We start from the raw sequence: 26592 nt of genomic DNA on the forward strand, positions 1-26592 counted from the left end.
CCCCCACGCTGGGGGAGCTGCGCCACAGGGTGGGCAGGGTGTCGGAGAGGTACTCGGGAAAATAGCCGCTATAAGGCTGGGTCGGGTCGGCCGCCAGCCGCACTGCCCGCTGCCAGGGATAGAAGTCGAACGTCACTTCCAGTCCCGCCTCGGCAAAGACGCGTTTGACGATATGACCGGTGAGGCCGCCATCGGGCAGGCTCTGGCTGGTGTAGGGGGGCCACTCCAGGGTGGTCAGACGAACGGGCTCGGCCCACAGTTGAACAGGCATGCAGGACAGTAATAGCGAGAGCAGCAGGCGATATCCCATAGGCGACGAGTTCCTTGTGCCAGTTGATCCTGAGTATCACCCATAACGGTGACAATAAAAAAGCCGACCCGCAGGTCGGCTTTTGCAATGCAGTGACAAGATGCCGCTGATCAGAACTCGGCGGTACGCGGAGTACGCGGGAACGGGATCACGTCGCGGACGTTGCCCATGCCGGTCACGTATACAACCAGACGCTCGAAGCCCAGACCGAAGCCGGAGTGCGGCACGGTACCGAAGCGACGCAGGTCGCGATACCACCAGTAATCTTCCTTGTTCAGGCCCATCTCGGCCAGACGGGCATCCAGCACGTCCAGACGCTCTTCACGCTGGGAACCACCGATGATCTCGCCGATGCCCGGTGCCAGTACGTCCATCGCGGCAACGGTCTTGCCGTCGTCGTTGAGGCGCATGTAGAAGGCTTTGATATCTTTCGGGTAGTTCTTCACCACCACCGGAGACTTGAAGTGCTCCTCGGCCAGATAGCGCTCATGCTCGGAGGAGAGATCGATACCCCAGGAGACCGGGAACTCGAACTTCTTGCCGCAGTTTTTCAGCACTTCGATGGCGTCGGTGTAGTCGATCTGGGCGAAGTCGGAGGAGACGAAACGCTCCAGACGGTCGATGGCATCCTTGTCGACGTGCTGGGCGAAGAACTCCAGATCGTCGCGACGCTCGGTCAGTACGGCATTGAAGACGTACTTCAGCATGGCTTCGGCCAGTGCGGCGTTATCTTCCAGATCGTTGAAGGCCACTTCCGGCTCAACCATCCAGAACTCGGCCAGGTGACGGCTGGTGTTGGAGTTTTCGGCGCGGAAGGTCGGGCCGAAGGTGTAGACCTTGGAGAGTGCGCAGGCATAGGTTTCGGCGTTCAGCTGGCCGGATACGGTCAGGAAAGCCTCTTTGCCAAAGAAATCTTCGTTGTAGTCCACCTTGCCGGCGTCGGTGCGCGGCAGGTTTTCCATGTCCAGAGTGGAGACGCGGAACATCTCGCCGGCACCTTCGGTGTCGGAAGCGGTGATGAGCGGGGTCGCAACCCAGAGGAAACCCTCTTCGTGGAAGAAGCGGTGGATGGCTTGCGCCAGGCAGTGACGAACGCGGGTCACGGCGCCAACAATGTTGGTGCGCGGGCGCAGGTGAGCCTGTTCACGCAGGTATTCGATGCTGTGGCGCTTGGCGGCCATCGGGTAGGTGTCCGGATCTTCGACCCAGCCGACTACCTTCACCTCGGTCGCCTGCAGTTCGAAAGCCTGGCCGCTGCCCTGAGAGGCGGCAACCACGCCGGTCACTTCCACGGAGCAGGCAGTGGTCAGACGCAGCACTTCATTCTCGTAATTGGCCAGGGTATTGGGGACAACTGCCTGTACCGGATGGAAACAGGAGCCATCGGAAATGGCCAAAAATGAGATCCCCGCCTTGGAATCACGGCGAGTCCGGATCCACCCTTTGACAGTTTGGGTGGTGCCGACCGGATACTTACCGGCCAGCACATCTACTACGGATGCGTGCGTCATCGAAATATTGTCTCCAGCTTGTTCTTGCAGCGCTATTTGCAACACTAGGGAGTCTGGCCCGGGCACAGATGGCCCACCATGGCAGACTAAGCCGTCAATCTTACCCGCGCGGGTTTGATAAACAAGCAAAAATGTCGGACTCTGGTGGGGTTTTCGGCATGGTTCACTCAACAAGAGTGCCACGGGCGCAGGAGAGGTGGGTGAAAGATCGGCGGCATGGGCCAGATTGGCTGACACGGGTGTTACAGGGGCTGGTGATGCTCTGCTGGGGCGGCTTTATCGTGCTGCTCTCCCTTTACCACTATGCCCGGCCCGAAATTGCCTACGGTTTTCTGGTCTATGGCGGGATCGAGGTGCGCGATTATTGGGATCCGGCCCTTACCCCCTGGCTGGTCTACGGGCTCTGGAGCTGCTGCGCCCTGACGCTGGCGGTGTTGCTGCTGGAGCGCAAGCGCAGCCGCCGTCAGGATGACTCCCGGCATGTCAATCTGGCCATCCTGCTATTGGTGCTGATCGCCAGCTTGCTCTTCTACTACGTCGGTTAAGTGCTCGCCTCAGCGGGGCTTATCCGGCTCCTGCCTGCTGGCCTTGGTGCGTTTGCCGAGCTGGCGCTCCACGCTGTCGAGCATCTGGTTGTAGGCCACCGCCACCCGGCCAATCTCGTCGCCGTCATCCCCCTCCAGCCGGTGTCCGAAGTCGTGCAAGTCAGTGGCCTCTTCCATGGAGCGGGTCAACTGGTTGAGAGGGCGCACGATCCAGGTACGGATGACCCAGAGGGTCAGCAGCAGTCCCATCCCGAAGATGCCGGTGAGGATCAGCGCCGAGGTGAGAATATTCTGCTCGACCCGGGTAAACAGCGAATCGAGGGAGTAGTCAAAGCGCACCGCACCAAGCACGGTATTCTCCGGCACCAGATGACAGCTGGTGCAGTCGGTGCCGCGAAAATCCTTCTTGGCCAGCAGCGGCCGGGTCACCACCAGACGGCTGTGCATGCCGTTGTGCACCACCTCCAGGCTCCCTTTGCCCGCCAGTGCCAGCTCATCAAACTCATCCTTTACCTGTTCGGTTTCCCGTCCCGGCCCGAACTGTTTGCTCACCGCGTCGCCACGGACGATGCGGGCATCCTCCACATGGGCATGGTCGAGAAACTTGCCGCGCAGGGTATCGCGGGCATCCATCTTGCCGGTCAGCATCAGCATGTTGAGGCCGTCGAAATAGGCTTCGGTCTGCTCGCGGCTCTGCTCCTTGATGAGGGTCAGGATGAGATCGCGCTCGCGCACTGCCTGATAGGCTGCGGAGAAGACCAATACCATGGAGAAGATGAAGAGCAGGAAAAAGTTGATTTTGGCAGCAATGGAGAGGCGCATGAGCAGTCTTTCTTGATGGTAAAACTGCAGCAGTTTACCCCTCTTGGGGCCTCAGGTCTGGTGTTTTGCTCACATTACGGCAAGTGAAACTGCACTGAAGTGGATAAAGTTGTCCTCTTTATATATCAAATGCCGGTAGTCAAACGGGCGGCAGCGATGGCCGCCCGCTGCATGCATTAAAACTCGCCTTCGGCGATGGCCTGACGGATGGCGCCGGTCAATACCCGCAGATCTTCAGGGGTGATGACGAACGGGGGCATCAGGTAGACCAGCTTGCCAAAGGGGCGGATCCAGGCGCCCAGTTCGACAAATTTGCGCTGGATGCGCGCCACATCCACCCGCTCTTTCATCTCCACCACCCCGATGGCGCCGAGCACTCGCACATCCGCGACCGCCGGGTGCAGGGTCAGCTCTACCAGTTCTGTTCGCAGCTGATGCTCGATGGTGCGCACCCGCTCCTGCCAAGGTGAGGTCAGCAGCAGATCGATGGAGGCGTTGGCCACCGCGCAGGCAAGCGGGTTGCCCATAAAGGTGGGGCCGTGCATAAAGACGCCGGCCTTGCCGTCACATATGGTATGGGCGACATGCTCGGTTGTCAGGGTCGCCGAGAGGGTGAGGTAGCCGCCGGTAAGCGCCTTGCCCAGACACATGATGTCGGGGCTGATCCCCGCCCAGTCGCAGGCAAACAGCTGGCCGGTGCGGCCAAAGCCGGTGGCGATCTCGTCGGCAATCAGCAGCACACCGAACTCGTCACACAGGGCGCGCACCCACTGCAGGTAGCGGGGGTGATAGAAGCGCATGCCGCCAGCGCCCTGCACTATGGGCTCAAGCACGATGGCGGCGATCTCCTCGTGATGATCCGCCATGAGTGTCGCCAGCTCCACCACGCACTGCTCGTCCCACTCGGCGTGGAAGCGGCAGCTGGGGGCTTCGACAAAGTAGTGCTCTGGCAGGAAGCCCTTGTAGAGCTCATGCATGCCGCCATCGGGATCGCAGACGCTCATGGCGCCAAAGGTGTCGCCGTGATAGCCGCTGCGCAGGGCGACAAATTTGGCTCTGGGCGTTCCCTTGGCGTGCCAGTACTGCTGCGCCATCTTGAGCGCCACTTCCACTGCCACCGAGCCGGAGTCGGCCAGAAATACCCGATCAAGCCCCTTTGGAGTGAGCTCCACTAGCTTGCGGCAGAGCTCGACCGCCGGGGCGTGGGTAAGGCCGCCAAACATCACGTGGGACATCTTGCCGAGCTGGGCGGTGGCGGCGGCGTCCAGTTCCGGCACCTGATAGCCGTGCACGCAAGCCCACCAGGAGCTCATGCCATCCACCAGTTCACGGCCGTCGCTGAGGGTGATGGTCACCCCTTTGGCGCTGGCTACTTCATAGCAGGGCAGGGGGTGAGTGAGGGAGGTATAGGGGTGCCAGATGTGGTGCAGGTCGAATTCTTGATTGGTCATTTGTTGTTCTGTTGTCAATTGGTTTGATCTGGTCGGTGTTGACAGTCTACGCGTGCTCTCTACACTAGCCAACAATTTCAGCCACTTGGCACTGCGCATCACCTTGAGCGCGCGGGCCCGGCGGCGGGTTCTGTGGCCGTCCATCCCAAGATGGCGGGCGGAGGATCCCACTAATAACAACCGGAAGCCATGTATGAATGCTCTCACCGCGGGCGGTCACGCCCTTCGTCATGACTGGACCCTCGCCGAGGTTCAGGCCCTGTTTGCCCTGCCGTTCAACGATCTGCTGTTTCAGGCCCAGACCGTCCACCGCGCCCACTTTGACCCGAATGAAGTGCAGGTGAGTACTTTGCTCTCCATCAAGACCGGCGCCTGCCCGGAAGATTGCAAATACTGCCCCCAGAGCGCCCGTTACCACACCGGGCTCGAAGCCGAGCGGCTGATGGAGGTGGAGAAGGTGCTGGAGCGGGCCCGCGAAGCCAAGGCCAACGGCTCGTCACGCTTTTGCATGGGGGCCGCCTGGCGCAACCCCAAAGAAAAAGACATGCCCTACATCATCCGGATGATCGAGGAGGTGCGCGGGCTCGGTATGGAGACCTGCATGACGCTGGGGATGCTCACCGCCGATCAGGCGGCCCGTCTTGGCGCTGCGGGGCTTGATTACTACAACCACAACCTCGATACATCGCCGGAGTTTTACGGCGAGATCATCTCCACCCGCACCTATCAGGATCGGCTCGATACGCTGGAGCATGTGCGCGGCGCGGGCATGAAGGTCTGCTCTGGCGGCATCGTCGGCATGGGTGAGCAGGCCAAGGATCGGGCGGGCCTGTTGATGGCGCTCGCCAACCTGCCGCGCCACCCCGAAAGCGTGCCGATCAACATGCTGGTCAAGGTGAAGGGAACGCCGCTGGAGAATGAGGAGAACCTCGACCCGTTCGAATTTATCCGCACCATCGCCGTGGCGCGGATCATGATGCCGACCTCCCATGTGCGCCTCTCCGCCGGGCGGGAGAAGATGAACGAGCAGATGCAGGCCATGTGCTTTATGGCCGGGGCCAACTCCATCTTCTATGGCTGCAAGCTGCTGACCACCCCCAATCCGGACGAAAACAGCGATATGCAGCTGTTCAAGCGGCTCGGTATTCGTCCCGCCCAGCGGGCCCAGAAGCCGGATCAGGTACAAGAAGAGGAGTTGCTGGCCGAGGTGAGCCGCCAGAGCGAGCCCACCGAGATGTTTTATGACGCCACCCGCCCCCGTGAAGGGGCTACGCGGTCATGAACGGCCCTGCAGTAACGGGCCCCTTTGGATTGGGCACGGCGCTGGCCGAGCGCGAGCAGGTCGGCCTGCTGCGCAACCGCATCGCGACCGACGGTGCGAGTGGCGGGCGGCTCAGGGTTGCGGGGCGCGATTACCTCAACTTTTCCGCCAACGACTATCTGGGACTGGCAGATCACGGTGCCATCAAGGCCGCCTTCAACGCGGGGATTGAGCGCTATGGTGCGGGCTCCGGCGCCTCACCGCTGGTGACCGGTTACAGTCGTGCCCACCAACAGCTTGAGGAGACCCTGGCCGAGTGGCTCGGGGTGGAGGCGGTGTTGCTGTTCAACTGCGGTTTTTCCGCCAATCAGGCGGTGCTCAAAGCCCTGCTCGGCAAGGAACACCTGCTGTGGCAGGACAAACTCAACCACGCCTCCCTGCAGGAGATGGGCAGCCAGCTCCCCTGCAAGATGAAGCGCTTCGGTCACAACGATATGGCTGTGCTTGAGCGGCAGCTTGAGCCCAATCGCGGATTGATTGTGTCGGAAGGGGTGTTCAGCATGGACGGGGATCAGGGCCCCTGGGCTGAGCTCGCAACCCTCGCAGCCCAGAGCGGCAACTGGTTGATGATCGACGATGCCCACGGTCTTGGTGTGCTGGGGCCTGAGGGGCGCGGCACCCTGGCGGCGCAGGGGGTTCCTTCTGCCAGCGTACACATCCAGATGGGCACCTTTGGCAAGGCGCTTGGCGTCGCCGGTGCTTTTGTCGGTGGCAGCCGCGAGCTGGTGGAGTATCTGGTCAACTTCGCCCGCCACTATGTCTACAGCACCCATATGCCAGCTGCCCAGGCTTGCGCGGTCAGCAAGAGTATCGAGCTGGTGTGTGCCGCCGATGATGCTCGTGCTCATCTTGGTCAGCTGATCGCCCGCTTTCGGCAGGGGGCCGATGCGCTCGGCTGGATGCTGGGTGCAAGCGAGACCCCGATCCAGCCGCTGCTGGTGGGGGAGAGCAGTGTTGCCCTGCAACTGGCTGAACGGTTGCGGGAGCGCGGCGTCTGGGTGAGCGCCATTCGCCCGCCCACTGTGCCGGTCGGTACGGCGCGGCTGCGCATTACTCTGAGTGCAGCCCACCGCGAGCAGGATGTGGATCGCCTGCTCGATGCCTTGGGGGTCTGCCCTGCTGCGACAACGGTTGGGGAGGTTTGCCATGGCTGAGCGTTTTCAAACGGTGGACAAGGCGCAGCTTGCTCGCCGTTTCGGCGCCGCCGCTCGTCATTACGATGCCCACGCCCGCTTTCAGCAGGAGGTGGGTCAGGCGCTGCTGGGATGGATGCCGAGCAGGCCGGTTGGCACTGATCTGACGGTGAGCGGGCTGGATCTGGGCTGCGGCACCGGTTTTTTTTTGCCCCAACTGGCGAATCGTTGTCATCAGTTGGTGGGGCTGGATCTCGCCCCCGGCATGCTGGCGCAGGCCGCCTTGCGTGACAGCTGTGCTCGCCTGCTCTGCGGCGATGCGGAGCAGCTTCCTTTCGCCGACAGCGCGTTCGACTGGGTTTTCTCCAGTCTGGCGCTGCAGTGGTGCGAGCGTCCGGCCCAGGCTTTCGGCGAGTTGCTGCGGGTGGTCAAACCGGGCGGCCAGATCTTTTTCTCGACCCTGCTCGATGAGTCGCTCTGGCAGTTGCGAGCCGCCTGGCAGCAGCTTGATGGTCGCGCCCATGTCAATCGCTTCCTCAGCCTGCCACAATTGGAGCAGGCGCTGGCTAGCGCCGGGGTAGTTGCTCCCGAGCTGCGTTGTATCACCTGGGATCTCGCCTATCTTGAATTGCCGCAGTTGTTGCGTGATCTCAAGGGGATTGGGGCCAATCAGATCAATGACAATCAGGGGAGTGCCGCCCCGGCCGGTCTGAGCGGTCGCGCCAGATTGCAGCAGCTGGCTCAGGCGTATGAGGCGTTTCGCCAGCCCGATGGCAGGCTGGTCGCCAGTTATCGGGTGTGCCTCGGCCGTCTCAGCAAGCCTCGCTGAGCGCCGGGAATCGCATTGTGTGCAGGGCAGTGAGCCACTCCCTGCCAAGGAGAGAACCGTATGAAATCATTCTTTATCACCGGCACCGATACCGATGTGGGCAAGACGCTGGTGGCGCGCACCCTGCTGCGCGAATTCAGCGCACAGGGAATCAAGTGCGCGGGTTACAAGCCTGTCTCGGCCGGATGTGCCCGCACTCCGGACGGGCTGCGCAACCTGGATGCCGTCCTGTTGCAGGAGGCGGCGAGTCTGCCGCTGCCCTATGAGGTGGTCAATCCGTTCGCCTATGAGCCGCCGATTGCACCCCACATTGCCGCCAGCGAGGCGCGCCAGCCTATCACCATGCAGGGGTTGAGCGAGGGGCTACGCAAGATTGAACAGGTCGGGGCCGAACTGGCGGTAGTGGAAGGGGCAGGGGGCTGGTATCTGCCGCTCGATCGCAAGCATCTACTGTCGGACTGGGTGAAACAGGAGAACATGGCGGTGATCATGGTCGTGGGGGCCAAGCTGGGTTGCCTCAACCATGCGCTGCTCACTTTTGCCGCCATTCGCAATGATCAGCTGCCGGTGGCGGGGTGGGTAATTAATCGGCTCCATGGTTCCATGAGCCATTATCAGGAAAATCTGGACACCCTGAGGGGCTTGCTGCCAGCCCCCTTCCTCGGCGAAATTCCGTTTATAAACAATCCGCTTGAAGCCGATTTGCAGGGGCGTCTCGATATCTCGCCGCTACTTTGACGGCATATTCAGCGAACATTCATCGAATCTCCCTAGAATGTCGACATTAACATGATCAGGTGGGGATCCCGAGTGATCCCCGGTCATGTCCCTTATCTTCACAAGGAGTCTATATGAAGCGAATTATGCTATTCCTGGTGACCAACCTGGCCGTCATGCTGGTGCTGGGGGTGGTACTCAATATCCTGTTCTCGGTTCTGGGGATCAACAAGTCCAGCATTTCCGGGCTGTTGGTGTTCTGTGCCGTGTTCGGTTTTGGGGGTTCCTTTATCTCCTTGCTGATGTCCAAGTGGATGGCCAAGCGCAGCTATGGCGTCCAGGTCATCGAGCAACCCCGTAACGAGACCGAGCACTGGCTGGTGAGCACAGTTGCCCGTCAGGCCCGCGAAGCGGGTATCAAGATGCCGGAAGTGGGGATCTACGACTCTCCCGAGATGAACGCCTTTGCGACCGGTGCCCGCCGCGATGATTCGCTGGTGGCGGTCTCCTCCGGTCTGCTCTACAGCATGAGCCGTGACGAGGCGGAAGCGGTACTGGCCCACGAGGTGAGCCACGTGGCCAACGGCGACATGGTGACCCTGACCCTGATCCAGGGGGTAGTGAACACCTTCGTGATGTTCTTCGCCCGTATCGTGGCTGGCGTTATCAGCAACTTCTTCAGCTCCAACAACGAGGAAGAGAGCAGCAGCACCGGCGGTTTTGCCTACATGATCACCGTGTTCGTGCTGGAGATGCTGTTCGGTATTCTGGCCTCCATGATCGTCATGTGGTTCAGCCGTCAGCGCGAGTTCCGTGCCGATGCCGGTGCCGCCAAGCTGGCCGGTCGCGACAAGATGATTGCCGCCCTTGAGCGCCTCTCCCGCGGTGCCGAGCCGCAGCTGGAAGGCTCCATGATGGCCTTTGGCATCAACGGCAAGCGCTCCATGAGCGAGCTGTTTATGAGCCACCCGCCCATCGAGCAGCGTATCGCCGCCCTGCGTGGTTGATAGATACTGAATGACGGGGGATGCCCCGAATAAAAAACGGCTGCCTTTGGGCAGCCGTTTTGCTTTTCAGCGTTTTTTAAAGCTTGAAGTGCCCCATCTCCTGGCGCAGTACCCGTGACAGCTGCTTTAGCTTGGCCGCCTCTTGCGACACGTGGCGGGCGGCATCCCCGGACTGTTCGGAGAGGGAGGTGATATTGCCGACGGTGGAGACCACCTCGTTGGCGGCGGTGGACTGCTCGCGCAGGGTGTGGCTGATCTCTCCCATCAGGCCGGTGAGGTTGGAGGCGTGGCTCTGGATGCTGGCGATCGCCTCGCCGGTCTGGTTGGCCAGCGTGACCCCGCGAGAGACGTTGTTGACCGTATTCTCCATACTGCGGATGGAGGCATCGGCCCCGCTCTGGATCTTGCTGATCATACCGGTGATCTGTTGGGTTGAGGCCGCAGAGCGGCTGGCCAGATTGCGCACCTCGTCAGCCACCACCGCAAAGCCGCGACCCTGTTCACCGGCCCGTGCCGCCTCGATGGCCGCGTTGAGGGCCAGCAGGTTGGTCTGATCGGCGATGCCGCGGATCACTCCGATGATCTCCGAAATCTGCTGGGTATGGCCGTTGAGCTCGGAGATGGTGCTGGCTGCATCCCCCACCGTGGTGGAGATATTCTCGATGCTGCCGAGAGTCTCTTTGATGACCCCTGATCCTTCCTCTAGGGTATTGGCTGAGACCTTGCTCAGCTCGTCGGCATGGGTAGCGTTGTCGGAGAGGTGGCTGATGCTCACCACCAGTTCCTCGATGGCGGCGGCCATGGTCTGGGTGCTGGTTTGCTGATCGGTGGCAAACTGGGCAGTCTGCTCGGCGATCTGGGCGATGCTGTCAGCAGAGTGGGACAGCTCCTCGGTGGAGTGGGAGACCTTGGCGATGATCCCCTTGAGGGTGGTCTGCATGCCGCCGAGCAGGCCGATCAGGCTCTCTTTCGCTCCTGCTGGCACCTTGATGGGGCGCGAGAAGTCCCCTTCCGCCATCATATGGAGATCGGTCTTGAGCTGTTCGACCGAGGTGCCCACCAGATCGAGCAGGGAGCGATAGGTGCGCCAGAGGAAGAACATCAACACCAGACCGAGGGCGATAAAGAGATAGCGCAGCATGTCGGTATTGGCGATGGCGCTCTCGACCGCCTCCTGGTTGCGCTGCTCCATCATCACGTAGAAGTCATCGATGGGGGACATGATACGCCCCTTGTTCTGGTGATAGGCCTTGTCATGCATCATGGCGATGGCTTTTTGCTGGTTGGCAACCGGGTCGCCATCGGTCTGCTGCACCAGTTTGAAGGCGGCGACCTCGGTGTTGACCAGGGCATCCGAGTTGTTTTTGGCCTCGTTCAGTTTGGCGAGCTCACCGTCGGTGAAACCGGCATCCTTCATCAGGTCGATCAGGCCACGGCGAACATTGCTGTCGGGGCGGGGATTCTGGCCGTTGGCGGCGACAAAGTCCCAGTAGATACGGTTGTAGCCATCCGGCCTCGGCTGTTCGCCGTTGCGTATGGCCAGGATCCGCATGTACTGCTGTTCGTAGGCTGGATCCTTGGTGATGACGTAGGTGCGCCCGAGTCGGGTCAGGTCATCGGAGGATTGGCGCAGCTCATCGGCCAGCAGGTAGGAGACATATTGTTGTCGATAACTCTCTTCCAGTTGTTTACCCGCCCAGCTGTAGGCGAAAAACACCAGTGACAGCAGGATCAGGGTGATGACGGATAGCAGCAGATTGAGCTGAAAGGCAGGCTTGTTCTGTTCCATGGTATGGGCGTCCTTTCCCTATGGCTGAGTGTCGTATGGAGCATCGCCAAGTCAATGGCTGGCAAGGCTTTTTGCTCTGAGAGTATAGGAAGGGAAACTTGCAGATGAAGGCGTGGGGACAAATTAAGGGCGGATCAGCTGAACAAGTGTGGATAAAGATGACCGGGGTCAATTCCCCGGTCATCTGGGGGGCGTGAGTTAATGCGGCCCGATCATAGGATTTCAAGGTCGGTGAGCGGCACGGCGCAGCAGGCAAGGATCTTGCCTTCGGCCCGCTCGGCGGCGGTGATGGCGGGGGCATCGGGGTGATCCACCTCGCCCGAGATCAGCGTCTGTTTGCAACTGCCGCAGATCCCGGCGCGGCAGCTCCAGGGCAGCTCAACTCCCTGCTTGTTGGCCTGATCCAGTACAGTGCCCTGATTGTTGCCGGTAAAGGCTTGGGCGCCGATACGCAGTTGCACCGCCTGATGGGGGCGGGCCACCGAGAGAATGGCGCCGCCAAAACTCTCCTGTTTGATCCGCGCGGCCGGAACGCCGAGGGCCGCAACTTTGGCGGCAGCATCGGCCATAAAGCCGTGGGGGCCACAGATAAAGACCTCTTTCCCGGCCAGCCCTTTGATCCGTTGCAGATGCTCATCATTGAGTCGCCCTTGCAGCCCCTGCCAGTGATTGTCCGGCTGGCTCAGGATCAGGGTGAGGGTCATCCCCTGCTGCGCCATGGCGTGCAGTTCGCTGGCGGCGGGAATGTCCGCTTCGCTGCGGCACAGGTGCATAAAGTGAACCTCTTCCAGCTCACCGCGCAGGGCCAGGGTGCGGGCTATCGCCAGCATGGGGGTGACGCCGGATCCTGCGGAGAGCAACAAGAGGTTTCGCTCGGACCCTAAGTGAAACTCACCAGCAGGGTTGGCGGCCAGCAGCCGGTCGCCCACCTGCAGTTGCTGGTGCAGCCAGTGGGAGATGCGACCCCCCTCTACCTTCTTGACGCTGATGCTGTAACGCTCCGGATGATCCGGCGTAGAGCTCAGGGTATAGCGGCGCTGAACCCGCTCGTTTTTGATATCGAGACTGATGGGCAGATGCTGGCCCGGCAGGTAGTCGGGCAGGGGCTCGCCATCGGCGGCTTCGAACCAGAAGGTCTCCAGATCCCGCGCCAGCGGTTCGCGGGCCACGCAGACCAGCTCCCGCTTCTTCGGCGCGGCGGCGGGATAGACCACCGGACGGGTACGCTCCAGCACCTCGATCTCGCTGCCTGCCTGAATCCAGCCCTCGTTCAGCGCCACCAGATTCTGGCCGAAGTAGACCTCACCATCCTCGCCACGGCGGTAGCGGGTGAGGGTGGCCAGCGGCTCTTTCAGGGCATTGAAGCGATCGGTGCCCGCTTCCACCGTGGTCATGATGCAGCGGCTGCAGGGCTTGACCACTTTAAATTCCACTTCGCCGATGCGGATGCGCACCCAGCTGTCCTCCTCGAAGGGCTGGGTATTGCTTGCCACCAGATTGGTGCGGAATTGGCTCATCTGGTGCAGGGCATCGGAGCGCAGATTGAGATCCTCAAGGGAAGCCTGGCTTATCAGTAGCAGCGGATAACCGTCGGCAAAGCTGACCCGGGTGCCGGTCTTCTCGCGAAAGCGATCAGAGGTTTCACCCAGCCAGAGCAGTTGCACCGTCTCCCCTGCCACCCGGCTTAGCCACCCATCGGCTTTGGGGTCGGTGTGCAGGGCGGTGAAACGGTCGCTCCAGACTCCGGTAGCTTGCGGGGCGCGGCTGAAGTCGACCTCTTGCAGGGTGAGCGGTTCAAAGCCCGGATAGCGCAGTTGCAAGCCCCCTTCGATGGGGGTAGCCACGATCTGTTGCAGTTGGGGATGGGTTCGGGCGGTGATAAAGGTGCCGTCCGGTTTGACCACCATGTAGCGGCGATCCCCTGCCAGTCCCTCTTCGGTCACCCGGGCGCGAGCCAGCGGCATACCTGCAGTCGATTTGATGGGGTAGAGGTGAATGCTGTCTAGCCTGGGCATCTTCATATCCTTGTGACGCGGCGCGATCGCCTGGAAAAAGGGGAACATAACGGTTCCCCGGCGATCCGGCAATCCTTTCAAGGGGGCGGTCTATAGTTGGGAAAACAGAACAAGAGGGCATCGGGATGAAAATAAGCTGGTTGCTGGCGGGGAGCCTTTTTTGCCAAGGGCTCTGGGCGCAGGAGCTGACCCTGACCACGGGAGAGTATCCCCCTTACTGCTCCGAGACGCTGAAATATCAGGGGCTTATCCCCCATGTGGTGAGTGAGGCATTCAAGAGTGAAGGGGTGAGCGTCAAGTTTCAGTTTCTGCCCTGGAAGCGGGCCTTTCGCTTGTCGGAGGAGGGAGTGGTGGATGGCACAGTCCACTGGTATGAGTCGAGCGAGCGGCGCAAAACCCATCTCTACAGCGATCCCATCCTGAGCGAAACCTACGTCTGGTTCTATCTCAAGTCCGATCCGCTGGAATGGCGCAGCTATCAGGATCTGGCGGATCGCAAGCTGGCTGCGGTCAGTGGCTATACCTACAATGCAGATTTTTTTGCAGCCATCGCGCAGGTGCCGCTGCAGGTGCAGTTCGTCACCCGGCTGCGCCAGAGCTTTGATCTGCTGCTCTCCGGCCGCGCCGACCTGACCCTGGAGAACATAGATGTCGGCTACTACTCCCTGCGTCAGTTCTACCCGGCCAGTACGGTCGATCTCTTTGCAACCCATTCAAAACCCGTGATGAAAGTTGAAGGTCACCTGCTGATCAGCCGCAAGCGTGCCAACGCTGACGAGCTGATCAAAACCTTCAATCGGGGGCTCGCCAAACTGAAAGCCAGCGGTCAGCTGGAGAAGATGTTACTTGAGTCACGTTCTGGTCTCTATGAACCATAAAATGCAACATTTTTTGATCCTGATTCGCTAATCAGTACAAAAAAGCGGCCATTATCGACTCAGTTCCCAGTTTCTAACGCTTTCGCTTCTTCCCCATCCGGCCACCGTCCGCCTCGGCTACACGGTATCAAGCGCCATCGGGTGGGGCCTGTCACACAAAAAGAAGAAAGCAATGTATGAGCAAACAACTGGACATGACCCCATTGCCGGATCTCTCCCTGAAAACGGGAACAGGCCCGGTGCGTACCCGGCTACCCGTTTGGCGGCCGGCCCTGCCACCCTGCAATCACGCCTGCCCGGCCGGAGAAAATATCCAGGCCTGGCTCTCTTTGGCGCAGGCCGGCCGTTTTGAGGCGGCCTGGCAGACCCTGATCGAAGAGAACCCCTTGCCCGCCATTCATGGCCGGGTCTGCTATCACCCCTGCGAAAGTGCCTGCAACCGCGGGCAGGTGGATGAATCTGTCTCTATCCACGCCATCGAACGCTTTCTTGGCGACGAAGCGCTGGCCCGTGGTTGGCAGCCTGCGCCACCTGCCCCTGCCAGCGGCAAGAAGGTGCTGGTCATAGGCGCAGGGCCCTCAGGTCTCTCCTGCGCCTGGCACCTCAACCGGCTCGGTCATCAGGTGGAGATCCGCGAAGCGGGGCCGCTGGCGGGCGGCATGCTGCGCTTCGGTATTCCCGCTTACCGCTTGCCCCGCGACGTGCTGGATCGGGAGGTGGCCCGCATCGTGGCGGCCGGGGTGACGCTAACCCTCAACCACAAGGTGGAGGATGTGCTGCGAGAGCGCGACGAGGGGGGCTTTGATGCCGTCTTTATGGCCATCGGCGCCCATCTGGCCAAGCGGGTCGATATTCCAGCCCGGGAAGCGGGCAAGATCCTCGATGCGGTGAGCTTCCTCGAACAGGCCAGTCTGGCCGAAGAACAGGGCTTACCGCCCCCCAAACTGGGACGGCGGGTGGCCATCTACGGCGGCGGCAACACCGCCATGGATGCGGCCCGTACCGCCCGCCGTTTGGGCGTTGAAGAGGCAATGATCATCTACCGCCGCGACCGGGACCATATGCCTGCCCACGCTTTCGAAGCCGACGAGGCCGAGGAGGAGGGGATCAAGATCAACTGGCTGCGCAGCATCCGCCAGCTCGATAGCACCAATATCGAGGTGGAGGTGATGGCGCTGGATGCCGAGGGCAAGCCGGTGCCCACCGGCAAGTTTGAAACCCTCGAAGCGGACTCCCTTATTCTGGCGCTCGGTCAGGAGGTTGATTTGAGCGTGCTGGAGAGCATCCCCGGCGTGCGGGTCAACAAGGAGGGGGTCGTGCAGGTGGCGGGCAACCTGATGACGGATGTGCCGGGTCTGTTTGCGGGTGGCGACATGGTGCCCTCCGAGCGCACCGTCACTATCGCCACCGGCCACGGCAAGAAGGCGGCGCGCCATATGGATGCCTGGCTGCGCGGTCGCCACTACCACAAACCGCTCTCCCATTTGCAGGCAGGGAAGCCGCTGGTGGGGCCGGAGCAGTTGCAGCTCTGGTTCCAGACCCACGCCCCGGCCAGCAGTCAGCCGGTCAAACCGGCGTGGGCGCGGGACGATTTTGGCGAGATCATCGGCGGGCTGGATGAGGTGGCCGCCCGCTACGAGGCGGCGCGCTGCTACTCCTGCGGCAACTGCTTTGAGTGCGACGGCTGCTACGGCAGTTGCCCCGAGCAGGCCATCGCCAAGCTGGGGCCGGGCAAAGGCTATCAGGTGGATGCCGAGCGCTGCACTGGCTGCGGTGCCTGCCACGATCAATGCCCTTGTCACGCCATCGAGCTGCGCCAACCGGAGGAGTCCCAATGAAACATGAACTGATCATGGTCGACGGCAACGAAGCCGCGGCCCGGGTGGCGTACCAGCTGAGCGAAGTGTGTGCCATCTACCCCATCACCCCGAGCTCGACCATGGCCGAACTGGCCGATGCCTGGGCGGCGGAGGGGCAGACCAACCTGTGGGGCAACATCCCCACCGTGGTGGAGATGCAGAGCGAAGGGGGGGCGGCCGGCACGGTACACGGCGCCCTGCAGGCGGGGGCGCTCGCCACCACCTTCACCGCCAGTCAGGGGCTGATGCTGATGCTGCCCAACATGTACAAGATCGCCGGTGAACTGACCTCGGCGGTGTTCCATGTGGCGGCCCGCTCGCTGGCGGCGCAGGGGCTGTCGATTTTTGGCGACCATCAGGACGTGATGGCGGCGCGCAGCACCGGTTTTGCCATGCTTGCCTCCGGCTCGGTGCAGGAGGCGCAGGACTTGGCCTTGGTTGCCCATAGCGTCACCCTGCAGTGCCGGGTGCCCTTTATCCACTTCTTCGACGGCTTTCGCACCTCCCACGAGGTGAACAAGATCACTGCCCTGCATCGGGATGAAATTCGCGCCCTTATCGACAACGACTGGGTACGCGCTCACCGTGCCCGGGCGCTGAACCCGGATCATCCGGTGATGCGCGGTACCGCCCAGAACCCGGATACCTATTTCCAGTCCCGCGAGAGCGTCAACCCCTTCTACGAAGCGGTACCGGCGCGGGTGCAGCAGTGCATGGACAACTTGGGCGAGCTGACCGGCCGCCACTATCGGCTGGTGGAGTACCACGGCGCGCCTGATGCCACCGACGTCATCGTGCTGATGGGCTCGGGGGCGGCTACCGCCCGCACCACTGTGGATTGGCTCAACCAACAGGATCGCAAGACAGGGGTCTTGGTTGTGCGCCTCTATCGCCCCTTCCCGGTACAGGCACTGCTCGATGCGCTGCCGCAGAGCGTGCGGCGCATCGCCGTGCTGGATCGCACCAAGGAGCCGGGGGCAGGCGGCGAGCCGCTGCTGCTGGATGTGCAGAGTGCACTGATCGACGGTTTGCAGCGTGGCCTTATCAAGCGGCTGCCCTGGCTCAGTGGCGGCCGCTATGGTCTCTCTTCCAAAGAGTTCACTCCCGCCATGTGCGCGGCTGTGTTCGAGGAGCTGGCATCCGATGCGCCGCGCCCCCGCTTTACCGTGGGGATAGTGGATGATGTGTCGGGCCTCAGTCTGGCATGGCATCCCATCGGCGATCTGGAGCCCGCCAGCCGGGTGCGGGCGCTCTTCTTCGGCCTTGGTGCCGACGGCACCGTGGGCGCCAACAAGAACAGCATCAAGATCATCGGCGAGCTGGAGGGCTTCCACGCCCAGGGTTACTTCGTCTACGACTCCAAGAAGTCGGGCTCGCGCACCGTCTCCCACCTGCGCTTTGGCCCCGAGCCCATCGACGCCCCTTGGCTTATCGAGCAGGCGAGTTTTCTCGGCTGCCACCAGTGGGGTTTTGTTGAATCGGTCGATCTGCTGGAGCACGCCGCCGAAGGGGCGACTCTGCTGCTTAATGCTCCCTATGAGGCGGACAAGGTGTGGGGCCAGCTGCCCGAGCGGCTGCGCGCCCGCATCCGTGCCCTCGATATCCGCCTCTACTGCATCGATGGGGATCGGGTGGCCGAGCGCAACGGCATGGGCAATCGCATCAACACCATCATGCAGACCTGTTTCTTCGCGCTGGCTGGCATCTTGCCGCGGGATGAGGCGATTGCGCTGATCAAGGAGAGCATCGAGAAGAGCTATGCCCGCAAGGGGCCAGAAGTGGTTGAGCGCAACTTCGCGGCGGTGGACGACACCCTGGCCCACCTCCACCAGGTAGCCATCCCGGCCGGTGAGGAGCAGATCAGCGACTATCCGTTGCCGCTGGCTCCCGGCGGCAGCGAGTTTGTCCAGCGGGTCACTGGCGAGATGCTGGCGGGGTGCGGCGATCTGATCCCCGTCTCCATGCTGCCGGTGGATGGCACTTACCCCACTGCCACCAGCCGCTTCGAGAAGCGCGATATCGCCCGCGAGATCCCGATTTGGCATTCGGATATCTGCATCCAGTGCGGCAACTGCGTCTTTGTCTGCCCCCACGCGGCGCTGCGGGCCAAGTTCTACCATCAGGACTGGCTGGCGACCGCCCCCGAGGCAGCCCAGTCGGTGCCCGTCACCGCCAAGGGCTTCCCCGACAGCCGCTACACCTTGCAGCTCTATCCGGAAGATTGCACCGGCTGCGGCCAGTGCGTGCAGGCCTGTCCGGTGCGGGCTGGGGCGGATGAGAGCCATGAAGGCGAGCGAGCCATCGCCATGATGGACAAGGTGCCCCATCTGGCTGGTCAGAAACAGGCGCTGCGCTGGTTCGAGAGCCTGCCCTGGCCTGCCCGCGAGCGGGTGGATTTCTCCACGGTGCGCGGCACCCAGTTCCTCGAACCCCTGTTCGAGTTCTCCGGTGCCTGCGCGGGCTGTGGCGAGACCCCCTATCTCAAGCTGCTGACCCAGCTGTTTGGCGATCGCATGCTGGTGGCCAACGCCACCGGCTGCTCCTCCATCTATGGCGGCAACCTGCCGACCACCCCGTGGGCCAAGAACGCGGAAGGGAAGGGGCCGGCCTGGTCGAACTCCCTGTTTGAGGACAACGCCGAGTTTGGCTTTGGTTTTCGTCTCACCGCCGATCAGCATCACGGGCAGGCGGTAGCGGCTCTCGAAGCGATGAAGGGGGAACTGGGGGAAGCGTTGGTCGAGTCGCTTATCAACGCCCCGCAGCGGCTGGAGTCGGAGATCCGCGCCCAGCGCACCCGGGTGGCGCAAGTGCGCGAGCGGCTGGAAGAGGTGAAATCCGGCAAGGCCCGCGAGCTGCTCTCCTTGATTGATCAGCTGGTGCGCCGCTCGGTCTGGATCATCGGCGGCGACGGCTGGGCCTATGACATCGGCTCGGCGGGGCTCGATCATGTGCTCGCCTCCGGGCGCGATGTGAACGTGTTGGTGATGGATACCGAGGTCTACTCCAACACCGGCGGCCAGATGTCGAAATCGACCCCGCTCGGCGCCGTCGCCAAGTTCGCGGCGGGGGGCAAGACGCTGGCCAAGAAGGATGTGGCGTTGCAGGCCATCTCCTACGGCAACGTCTATGTTGCCCGTATCGCCTTTGGTGCCAACCCGCAGCAGGCGCTGCAAGCGTTGCGGGAAGCCGAAGCCTATCCGGGCCCGTCGCTGATCATCGCCTACAGCCACTGTATCGCTCACGGCATTGATATGGAGTTTGGCCTGACTCAGCAAAAACGGGCCGTGGCCTCCGGTCACTGGCCGCTGATGCGCTACAACCCCGTACTGCGCAGTGCGGGGCAGAACCCCTTCAGTCTTGACAGCCTGCGCCCCTCCATTCCGCTCGCTACATACCGCCAAGAGGAGACCCGTTATCGGGTATTGGCCCAGAGCCATCCGGAGGAGGCCGAACGGCTGATGCAGGTGGCGCAACAAGTGGCGTGGCAGAAGTGGGCCACCTACGAGGAGATGGCCACCCGCGAAGCCAGTCATTTCCATCCGCCGGTGTGATGGATTAACTCTGCATAAAACGAAGCGGGCCACAGGCCCGCTTTTATGTATTGGAAATACACGAATTGTTCACAGGGAAAAACGCTTCTTGTTCGATGGAGAGTACAGTTAGGGAGTTATCAAGATATTGATGTAACTAACAAAAATATTGATGTGAAAGCTCCAAGTGGGCATGATATGACATTAAATAATTTTAATGTATTTATTATTGTGTTAGGGGGGGGTTTATGAAATTAACAGTTCCAGAACTAATAATTAATGAAGAAGATGGATTCTCTAAAGATAAAGACCTGTTCAACCGAAAGCAGTTTGGTGATCGACTTTATAACTTGATTGTTAATTCTGATGAGAATTTGGTGTTGGCATTGGATGCGCAATGGGGCGAAGGCAAAAGCACATTTATAAAAATGTGGTCTGGTGAGAACAAATATAAGCAAGAGCCTCCTCTTGAAACAATATATTTCGATGCATTTGAAAATGATTACCAAAAAGAGCCATTCTTAGCTCTCGCCTCAGAAATATATGAGTTGCTAGAGGATAAGGTTGAAAGTAAGAAAGTTGAGTTCAAGAAAAAAGCGGCTCAGGTTTTTAAAACTTTTAGTCGTGGGATGATTAAAACTGGTATTCGGCTAGGTACTGCTGGTCTAATTGACGGAACGATACTTGAACAAGCTGAAAGTGATATATCTACATTGGTTTCTGAGCAAGTAGATTCAATTATTGCTTCCAAGTTCGAGAGTTCTAAAGCAGATAAATTAGCATTAAGAAATTTCAGAGATTTTTTATCAGACATAGCGATCAATCATACACCTGGAAAAAGGATAGTTTTTGTTATTGATGAGCTTGATCGCTGCAGGCCAGATTTTGCATTAGACCTACTGGAAAATATTAAACACTTATTTTCAGTATCAGGTATTACATTCTTGCTCGTTATGAATAGAAAACAATTGGAAGAGTCAGTCAAGTGTAGGTATGGTGATGGAATTGATTCTGTTACATATCTACAGAAATTTATAAATGTTTGGCTCTCCCTGCCTCGTTCATCCGGTAAGTATCAGCAAGATGACGGTGCTAAATATCTAGCTACAGCATTTGATTTAATGGGTGAGGGGAAAAAAATTCACAATGAAAATGCTGTGCAAACACTAAAGTCTTTGGTTAAACATTTAAAGCCATCATTACGCGACATAGAACGAATGTTAACCTATTTTGCGATAATAGAGAATTCTCGTAATGAATCTATGAACGATTTTTATCAAGGCATAATGGCGACAGTCTGTTTTATGAAGGTTGCTAATCCAAAAATGCTGGATGCAGTAATTAGTAAACGTGCTAATGTTAAAGATTTATTAGATTTTCTACAAATATCTGAAGGATCAAATTATTCTGAAGAATATGCGCTTGAGTATTTGGCTGCGGAAATAGAGTTTGATCTTGCTTCGGATGAGCGTAGGAAGGTGATGCAAGAAAGTAAATTGTTAGATTTCAGATATGGGCGCCTTCCGAGTCAAGTTTTTAATTATTTCTATCAGGAGCTTAACAACATTCAGCCAGTTAGATGATGATTGCTTTTTAATGTGTTTTTAATAGGGTGGTTTTATAAAGGCATGGCAATTTAAACTACCCACCTGAAAATAGACAAATGCCGCCGTCTTGGCGACATTTGTCTATTTAGTGCAGGCCAAGGCTTTCTTTTACCTCCAAGGCAGGTAAGCTGCGGGGCAAATAGCGTCAAGCAGGAGAAGGGACGATGACAGAGCAACATATCGCCGGGACGATCGGCATTCTGGGGGCGGGTTGGCTCGGGCTGCCGCTGGCGCGGGCCCTGCTGGCGGCAGGCAAGCAGGTTGCGGTGACGGTCAGCAGCGCCGAGAAGGCGACTCGTCTGCAGGGGGAGGGGATCGCTGCCTATCCGCTGACGATTTCTGCCCATATGTCGGATGCATGGCCCATCCCCTGCGAGAGTCTGGTGATCTGCGTACCACCCAGCAAGACCGATGACTATCCGCAGGCGGTGGCAAAAGCCTGCGCGTTGGCCAAAGCGAATAGCACCCGGCGGGTGCTGTTTGTCAGCGCCACCTCGGTATGGGGCGCTGGGCAGCAGGAGGGGGAAGAACCCCAACCGCGCCATGCCCGTGGCGAGCGGATGCTGGCGGCGGAACAGGCGGTGCTGGCAGCCGGTTTCGAGACGGTGATGATAGTGCGCCCCTCCGGCCTTTATGGCCCGGATCGCCATCCCGGCCGTTTCCTCGCGGGCAAGACCCTGGATGGCGGCGCCCAGTCGGTCAATCTGGTCCATCTGGACGATGTGGTGGCGGCTTGCATGCTGCTGCTGGAGCGGGGCAAGGACGGGGATGTTTTCAACCTGAGCGCACCGGTGCATCCGCGCCGCGAGCAGTTCTACCCCTTTGCAGCCCGCCAGCAGGGGCTGCCAGTTCCGGTCTTTATCGAGCCTGCCGGTGAATTTCAGCCCATCGACGGCCAGCTGATTTGCCAGCAGATGGGATTCAACTATCGCTGGCCCGATCCGGCCCACTGGTTTGCCGAGCTCGCCGCCTCGGGCAATTGAGGTTTGCCAAGGGGGTGATCGCCCCCTATCATGCCGCCATCCATGAGAGAGAGGCGGTAATGATGGTAGATACAAAACGTCACCCCGATGGGGAGTTGTTGCTGAGAACCCTGGCAATGCCAGCCGATACCAACCCCAATGGCGACATCTTTGGTGGCTGGATCATGTCCCAGATGGATATAGGTGGGGGCATTATGGCCAAGGAGCTGGCAAAAGGACGTATTTGTACCGTATCCGTCGAAGGCATGACCTTTCACAGTCCGGTGAAGGTAGGCGATGTGGTCTGCTGCTACGGCCGCTGCATGAAGATCGGCCGCAGCTCCATGAAGCTCAAGCTGGAGGTGTGGGTCAAGCCGGTACTGCGGGAGAACGATGCCCAGCGTTACTGTGTGACCGAGGGGATCTTCACCTATGTCGCCATCGACGAACAGGGCAAATCCCGCCCGGTTCCGGTGAGTGCCTGATTAAATCAGCCGGGCATTGATGATGGATATTTCCTGCTCAAGCCCGGTTTTTTGCCGTATCATGCGTTCCAGCATCTCTTCCGAGCCCACATATTGCAGGGTGTCGAACAGGCAGAGATCGCATTGAGGGTCCCGTCTTATCTGATAGACGGTGGACAGCTCCACTTGATGACAATTTCCTTGTTGATCATAAAACGTCACGTTGTACCGAAGTTCTTTCGCCATGAGACAAGGTCCTTCTGGTTGGGTGGAACAGGGACTATCAGCTTAGTCGGCGTGGATGACGTTTGTGATGGTCGCAACAAAAAGCAAAGGCGGGCGGTTGTTAGCCAATGAAAAATAGTTATCGCATTCTTGGCACCTCCCTGCTGACCCTGGGGTTGGTAGGCTGTTTTGAGGTGCCGGATCAGAACCATCTGGTCACAGCTCAAGGGATTGTGCCGGGACTCGACTGCCAGCGTCCGCCGCTGGTGGCGTTGGCGACCACGGCACTGCCCCGTGAATTCGGGGTGACGGTGTGGAATCTCTACAAGGGCCAGCGCAAAAACTGGCGTGAAGGGATGGACAGTTATGCCAAGGGGCAGGATCTGGTGCTGCTGCAAGAGTCGGCCACCCGTCCCGATATGCTCGACTGGCTGCGCGCCGGTGATTTCCAGTGGCAACAGCTGCAAGCCTTCACCCAGGGCGGCGTGTCGTTCGGGGTAATGACGGTGGCCAAGACCCCGCAGGCATTCGTCTGTGGTGTGCGCTCCCCCGAGCCTTTGCTGCGCATCCCCAAATCCGGGCTGGTGAGCCTCTATCCGCTGCAGGGCGATCCTGATGGCGTGATGGTCATCAATATCCATGCGGTCAACTTCGAACTGGGGATGGCCACCTTCCGCGAGCAGCTCAACGATTTGACTGCCTTGGTGCGCCGCCATCAGGGGCCGGTGATCCTGGCCGGTGATTTCAATACCTGGAGCGACAAGCGCCAGTTCTGGCTGAATAAACTGGTGGACGAGCTGGGGCTGCAAGAGGCCGTGCCGGTGCCTGACCTGCGCCGCACCGCCTTCGGTCGCCCGCTGGATCACCTCTACTACCGCAATCTGGATCTGGTCGAGGTGAGTTCACCGGCCACCGACAGTTCGGATCACAACCCCATCATCGCGCGCTTTGCCGCCCAGTCTGTGACTCCCTGACCCCAGTCTGTGACTCCCTGACAAGGGATGGTGCGAGTTCCGCTCATAAAAAAATCCGGCGCCAATGGCGCCGGATTTTTTTTTCGCTGTTGCCAGCGACCAGGGAATTACTCCTGATAGAGGCCCAGATACTCTTTGGCGTAGGCTTCAAAATCGGTGCAGCCACCGATGTGCTGCTCGTCCAGGAAGATCTGCGGCACTGTGTTGACCGGCTTGCCGGCGCTCTTGGCCAGATCTTCTTTGGTGATGCCTTCGGCGTGGATATCGACGTAGCGGAATTTGAAATCATCGCGCTGTTCAACCAGCTGCTCGGCAATCTGCTTGGCACGAACGCAATAGGGGCAGCCGGGGCGACCAAAAATCACTGCAAACATCTTTTCTCTCCGTTGGTGAGGCCGTTGTGTGAAACCGTCAGGTCAGGCCATTGATAAGAGGCAGGGGACAGCATATCCCCCCCTCGTCACGACTTAAAGTTGAAATTGTCGATACCGTGATTCGAGCGATTCTATTGCCTCAGTTTTCGTCGGCAATCTGGATCGGCTGCTGCTGGTAGATGCTCTCCAGCACCCCCTTCTCGAACACGGTCCAGGGCCAAGGGGCCTTGCTGGCACGGTAGCGCTCGTGAGTCGCCGGGTCTTGGGACAGGCCGCGCTGGAACATCACGAACGCCTTGCGCTGGCCACCGGCGGTATCGATAAAGCCCACCAGGTTGGAGGTGCCGGTGATGGTGCCGGTCTTGGCATGCACCTTGTTCTTCATCATGGGGGCGGTGACGCTGCGCCGCCACGCCAGGGTGCCATCTACCTGCGAGCTTGGCAGCAGCTTGATAAGGCCAAGCTCGGCATCATTTTTCTGGATGAAGTTGAGCACCGACAGCATCTGGCGGGCGCTGATGAGATTGTGAGCGGAGAGGCCGGAGCCGTCAGCCAGAGTGGCATTGCCCAGATCGATACCGTTCTTGGTCAGGATGGCGCGCACTGCCATGGTGCCGCTGCGATAGCTGCCCGGCTTGTTGTAGTAGTGGCGGCCCACGGTCTTGAGGAAGGTATCGGCATAGAGGTTGTCCGATTTCTTCAGCATCTTGGCCAGCATCACCGGCAGGGAGACCGAGTAGTGAGTGCCCAGCGTCTCGGCGTTGTCCGGTGCCTTGTGGGTGACCCGCAGCAGGCCGTCATGCTTGATACCGGCACGGTCCATCGCCCAGCGGATGTTGTCCCAGCCCCACGCTTCCACATCGTGGATGGCGAAACGCAGCCCCTGTGGATCCTTGTTCGGGGTGATGCAGCCCTTGAGCTCGTAGAAGTTGCCCTTGGCCATGTCCACTTCCAGCGCGCAGAACTGGCGCGCCATGTCGGCGTAGCTCATCACTTCCACGTTGTCGGCACCGATGCCGATGGGGACGCCGGTGGCCACATTGCCAACCGCCGGTTTGCCAATCTGGGTGGCGGTGATGGTGCCGTAGGCGCAGTTCTTGTCGATGATGACCGAGGAGACCGGAGCGGCGAAGCAGAGGGTCTGATCCCCCCACGACCAGCCGTTACCGCGCTCGTAGCCGTTGTAGGCACCGGTGTTGACGTAGACGTTGCCCTTGATTTGGTTGACGCCAAGTTGCTTGAACAGGGCCAGCAGATCCATCCGTGACAGAGTGGGGTCGCCGACGAAGTTGATCCAGATATCGCCATTGATGACGTTGCCCTGCTTGGCGCCGGGCTGGGCCTGAATGTCGGTGGCAAAGCGGAAGTCGGCACCCAGCTCAAGGCGGGCCGCCAGCGCGGTGAGCACCTTCATGGTGGAGGCGGGGGCGATCATCTGATCTGCATGACGGGCAAACTCAACGCCGTTGTTGCCCTGCACTATGATGGCGTACTGGCCACCCTGAGGGGGCGTCAGCGGGGCGGCGTGAGCCGCCAGAGAAGAAAAGAGAGCACAAAAACCAATCAACAGCCGCTGCATAACATCCTCTAACGTGACGAAGGGCCCGGCAGTGGTGCCGACCCTGATAATTCAACCCGCCGATGCGGGATCGACGGGATAATGCAATTCATGCCATGTATGCCGGTCGCCATCATGTCATCGAGTTGGCGGTACGATAGCGACCCTCATAATCAAAAATTTTCTCTTTTATCTGCCAGAAGCGACCCGATTTGCGGGCGATGACAAAATCCGGATGACGGAACTGGCTTTGCGCGGCCAGCACGCTCGCCAGGGTGGCAAATTCGGGCTCCAGCCCCGGGGCGGGCCAATGATGACGCACAAAGTGCTGTTGAAACAAGCGCCGTGCGCCCGGGGAGTGAAATCCGAAGTATTCACTGAGGGTCAGCCCATCCTCATCGTGGTAGGTCACCTCCAGCCGCTCCCCCTGTTTGCCGCGTCCTGCTGTGAGGGTTAGCCCGGCGCAGCGGATCACCATGCAATCCTTGAGATTGAGCGCCTCTTTGAGCTTGTCGTCAGGGTCCACCAGCAGCTGATCGCAGCACTGGCAGCGGCGGGCGGCGATGTCATTCTCCGCGCCACAGCCGGGGCAGATCTTGGCGCGAAAGCGGTAGTCACACTCCTCGCGGTTGCCCTCGTCATCTTCAAACAGCCCCTGACAGCGGCGGCCGTAGTGCTCGATCACCTTGCCATCCTCGTCGGTTTTTCCCC

At 59.9% G+C, this 26592-nt stretch carries 21 protein-coding genes and 2 pseudogenes; 13 read left to right on the plus strand and 10 right to left on the minus strand.

The annotated features are described in order from the left end of the window. A pseudogene (locus tag DBR30_RS01570) lies at positions 1-310 on the minus strand (substrate-binding periplasmic protein); the annotation flags it as partial. Positions 311-420: 110 nt separating this feature from the next. After that, positions 421-1821, minus strand: a complete 1401-nt coding sequence (gene asnS, locus DBR30_RS01575; RefSeq protein WP_069554728.1) for an asparagine--tRNA ligase — start codon at positions 1819-1821, stop codon at positions 421-423. A gap of 200 nt (positions 1822-2021) precedes the next feature. On the opposite strand from asnS, the gene DBR30_RS01580 reads away from it, so the two are divergent. Then, the gene (locus tag DBR30_RS01580; protein ID WP_005359354.1) at positions 2022-2366 is read left to right on the plus strand and encodes a hypothetical protein; all 345 of its coding nucleotides are present in this window, start codon (positions 2022-2024) and stop codon (positions 2364-2366) included. A 9-nt stretch (positions 2367-2375) separates the two neighbouring features. Here the strand turns inward: DBR30_RS01580 and DBR30_RS01585 are convergent, their stop codons facing one another. Beyond that, on the minus strand, positions 2376-3188 hold the full coding sequence (locus DBR30_RS01585) for a HAMP domain-containing protein (RefSeq protein WP_108542266.1): 813 nt from the start codon (positions 3186-3188) through the stop codon (positions 2376-2378). 176 nt (positions 3189-3364) lie between these two features. Then, complete coding sequence (gene bioA, locus DBR30_RS01590) at positions 3365-4639, minus strand: adenosylmethionine--8-amino-7-oxononanoate transaminase (protein ID WP_108542267.1); 1275 nt, start codon at positions 4637-4639, stop codon at positions 3365-3367. A 193-nt stretch (positions 4640-4832) separates the two neighbouring features. Here bioA and bioB point away from each other — a divergent pair, with 193 nt between their 5' ends. The 5 genes from bioB to htpX all read left to right on the plus strand — a co-directional run bounded on the left by bioB (position 4833) and on the right by htpX (position 9646). Then, positions 4833-5921 (plus strand): biotin synthase BioB, encoded by a 1089-nt coding sequence (gene bioB, locus DBR30_RS01595; protein WP_108542268.1) that lies wholly within the window; start codon positions 4833-4835, stop codon positions 5919-5921. Then, positions 5918-7114 carry an 8-amino-7-oxononanoate synthase gene (gene bioF / locus DBR30_RS01600; protein ID WP_108588160.1) on the plus strand — a complete coding sequence of 399 codons (1197 nt, stop codon included), beginning with the start codon at positions 5918-5920 and terminating at the stop codon, positions 7112-7114. The genes bioB and bioF overlap by 4 nt, the downstream gene beginning before the upstream one ends. Continuing rightward, positions 7107-7922 carry a malonyl-ACP O-methyltransferase BioC gene (gene bioC / locus DBR30_RS01605; protein WP_108542269.1) on the plus strand — a complete coding sequence of 272 codons (816 nt, stop codon included), beginning with the start codon at positions 7107-7109 and terminating at the stop codon, positions 7920-7922. Before bioF ends, bioC begins: the two co-directional genes overlap by 8 nt. 60 nt (positions 7923-7982) lie before the next feature. Continuing rightward, positions 7983-8660: a dethiobiotin synthase gene (gene bioD / locus DBR30_RS01610; protein ID WP_108542270.1), complete on the plus strand. Its 678-nt coding sequence runs from the start codon at positions 7983-7985 to the stop codon at positions 8658-8660. Between the two features lie 113 nt (positions 8661-8773). Continuing rightward, on the plus strand, positions 8774-9646 hold the full coding sequence (gene htpX / locus DBR30_RS01615; protein WP_108542271.1) for a protease HtpX: 873 nt from the start codon (positions 8774-8776) through the stop codon (positions 9644-9646). A gap of 76 nt (positions 9647-9722) precedes the next feature. On the opposite strand, the gene DBR30_RS01620 is transcribed toward htpX, so the two are convergent. Beyond that, positions 9723-11435: a methyl-accepting chemotaxis protein gene (locus DBR30_RS01620; protein WP_108542272.1), complete on the minus strand. Its 1713-nt coding sequence runs from the start codon at positions 11433-11435 to the stop codon at positions 9723-9725. 212 nt (positions 11436-11647) lie between these two features. Beyond that, the gene (locus DBR30_RS01625; RefSeq protein WP_108542273.1) at positions 11648-13450 is read right to left on the minus strand and encodes an MOSC N-terminal beta barrel domain-containing protein; all 1803 of its coding nucleotides are present in this window, start codon (positions 13448-13450) and stop codon (positions 11648-11650) included. A 125-nt stretch (positions 13451-13575) separates the two neighbouring features. Between DBR30_RS01625 and DBR30_RS01630 the strand changes: the two genes are divergently transcribed. The 6 genes from DBR30_RS01630 (at position 13576) to yciA (ending at position 22771) form a co-directional block, all read left to right on the plus strand. Continuing rightward, positions 13576-14328 (plus strand): substrate-binding periplasmic protein, encoded by a 753-nt coding sequence (locus DBR30_RS01630; RefSeq protein ID WP_064341510.1) that lies wholly within the window; start codon positions 13576-13578, stop codon positions 14326-14328. 176 nt (positions 14329-14504) lie between these two features. After that, positions 14505-16166, plus strand: a complete 1662-nt coding sequence (locus tag DBR30_RS01635) for an NAD(P)-binding protein (RefSeq protein WP_064338330.1) — start codon at positions 14505-14507, stop codon at positions 16164-16166. Continuing rightward, entirely contained in the window at positions 16163-19738 is a 3576-nt protein-coding gene (gene nifJ / locus DBR30_RS01640; RefSeq protein ID WP_108588161.1) for a pyruvate:ferredoxin (flavodoxin) oxidoreductase, read from the plus strand. The genes DBR30_RS01635 and nifJ overlap by 4 nt, the downstream gene beginning before the upstream one ends. Positions 19739-19965: 227 nt before the next feature. After that, positions 19966-21300: a KAP family P-loop NTPase fold protein gene (locus DBR30_RS01645; protein ID WP_108588162.1), complete on the plus strand. Its 1335-nt coding sequence runs from the start codon at positions 19966-19968 to the stop codon at positions 21298-21300. A 188-nt stretch (positions 21301-21488) separates the two neighbouring features. Then, entirely contained in the window at positions 21489-22307 is an 819-nt protein-coding gene (locus DBR30_RS01650; protein ID WP_108541796.1) for an NAD-dependent epimerase/dehydratase family protein, read from the plus strand. 59 nt (positions 22308-22366) lie between these two features. Beyond that, positions 22367-22771, plus strand: coding sequence for an acyl-CoA thioester hydrolase YciA (gene yciA, locus DBR30_RS01655; RefSeq protein ID WP_005337875.1), 405 nt, complete (start codon positions 22367-22369; stop codon positions 22769-22771). Here yciA and DBR30_RS01660 read toward each other — a convergent pair whose 3' ends face one another. Further along, positions 22772-22996: a hypothetical protein gene (locus DBR30_RS01660; protein ID WP_005344394.1), complete on the minus strand. Its 225-nt coding sequence runs from the start codon at positions 22994-22996 to the stop codon at positions 22772-22774. It lies immediately after the preceding gene. 107 nt (positions 22997-23103) lie between these two features. Here DBR30_RS01660 and DBR30_RS01665 point away from each other — a divergent pair, with 107 nt between their 5' ends. Then, positions 23104-23949, plus strand: a complete 846-nt coding sequence (locus tag DBR30_RS01665) for an endonuclease/exonuclease/phosphatase family protein (protein ID WP_005337873.1) — start codon at positions 23104-23106, stop codon at positions 23947-23949. A gap of 107 nt (positions 23950-24056) precedes the next feature. Here the strand turns inward: DBR30_RS01665 and DBR30_RS01670 are convergent, their stop codons facing one another. The 3 genes and pseudogenes from DBR30_RS01670 to DBR30_RS01680 all read right to left on the minus strand — a co-directional run. Beyond that, entirely contained in the window at positions 24057-24323 is a 267-nt protein-coding gene (locus DBR30_RS01670) for a GrxA family glutaredoxin (RefSeq protein ID WP_108541795.1), read from the minus strand. A 139-nt stretch (positions 24324-24462) separates the two neighbouring features. Further along, a complete protein-coding gene (dacB, locus tag DBR30_RS01675) occupies positions 24463-25902 on the minus strand; it encodes a D-alanyl-D-alanine carboxypeptidase/D-alanyl-D-alanine endopeptidase (protein ID WP_108541794.1) in 1440 nt (479 codons plus the stop codon). Positions 25903-26014: 112 nt separating this feature from the next. Continuing rightward, positions 26015-26592 (minus strand): annotated as a pseudogene (locus DBR30_RS01680) (ATP-dependent helicase); the annotation flags it as partial.

The organism is Aeromonas sp. HMWF017 (assembly GCF_003061465.1).
GTDB classification, from domain to species: domain Bacteria; phylum Pseudomonadota; class Gammaproteobacteria; order Enterobacterales; family Aeromonadaceae; genus Aeromonas; species Aeromonas veronii.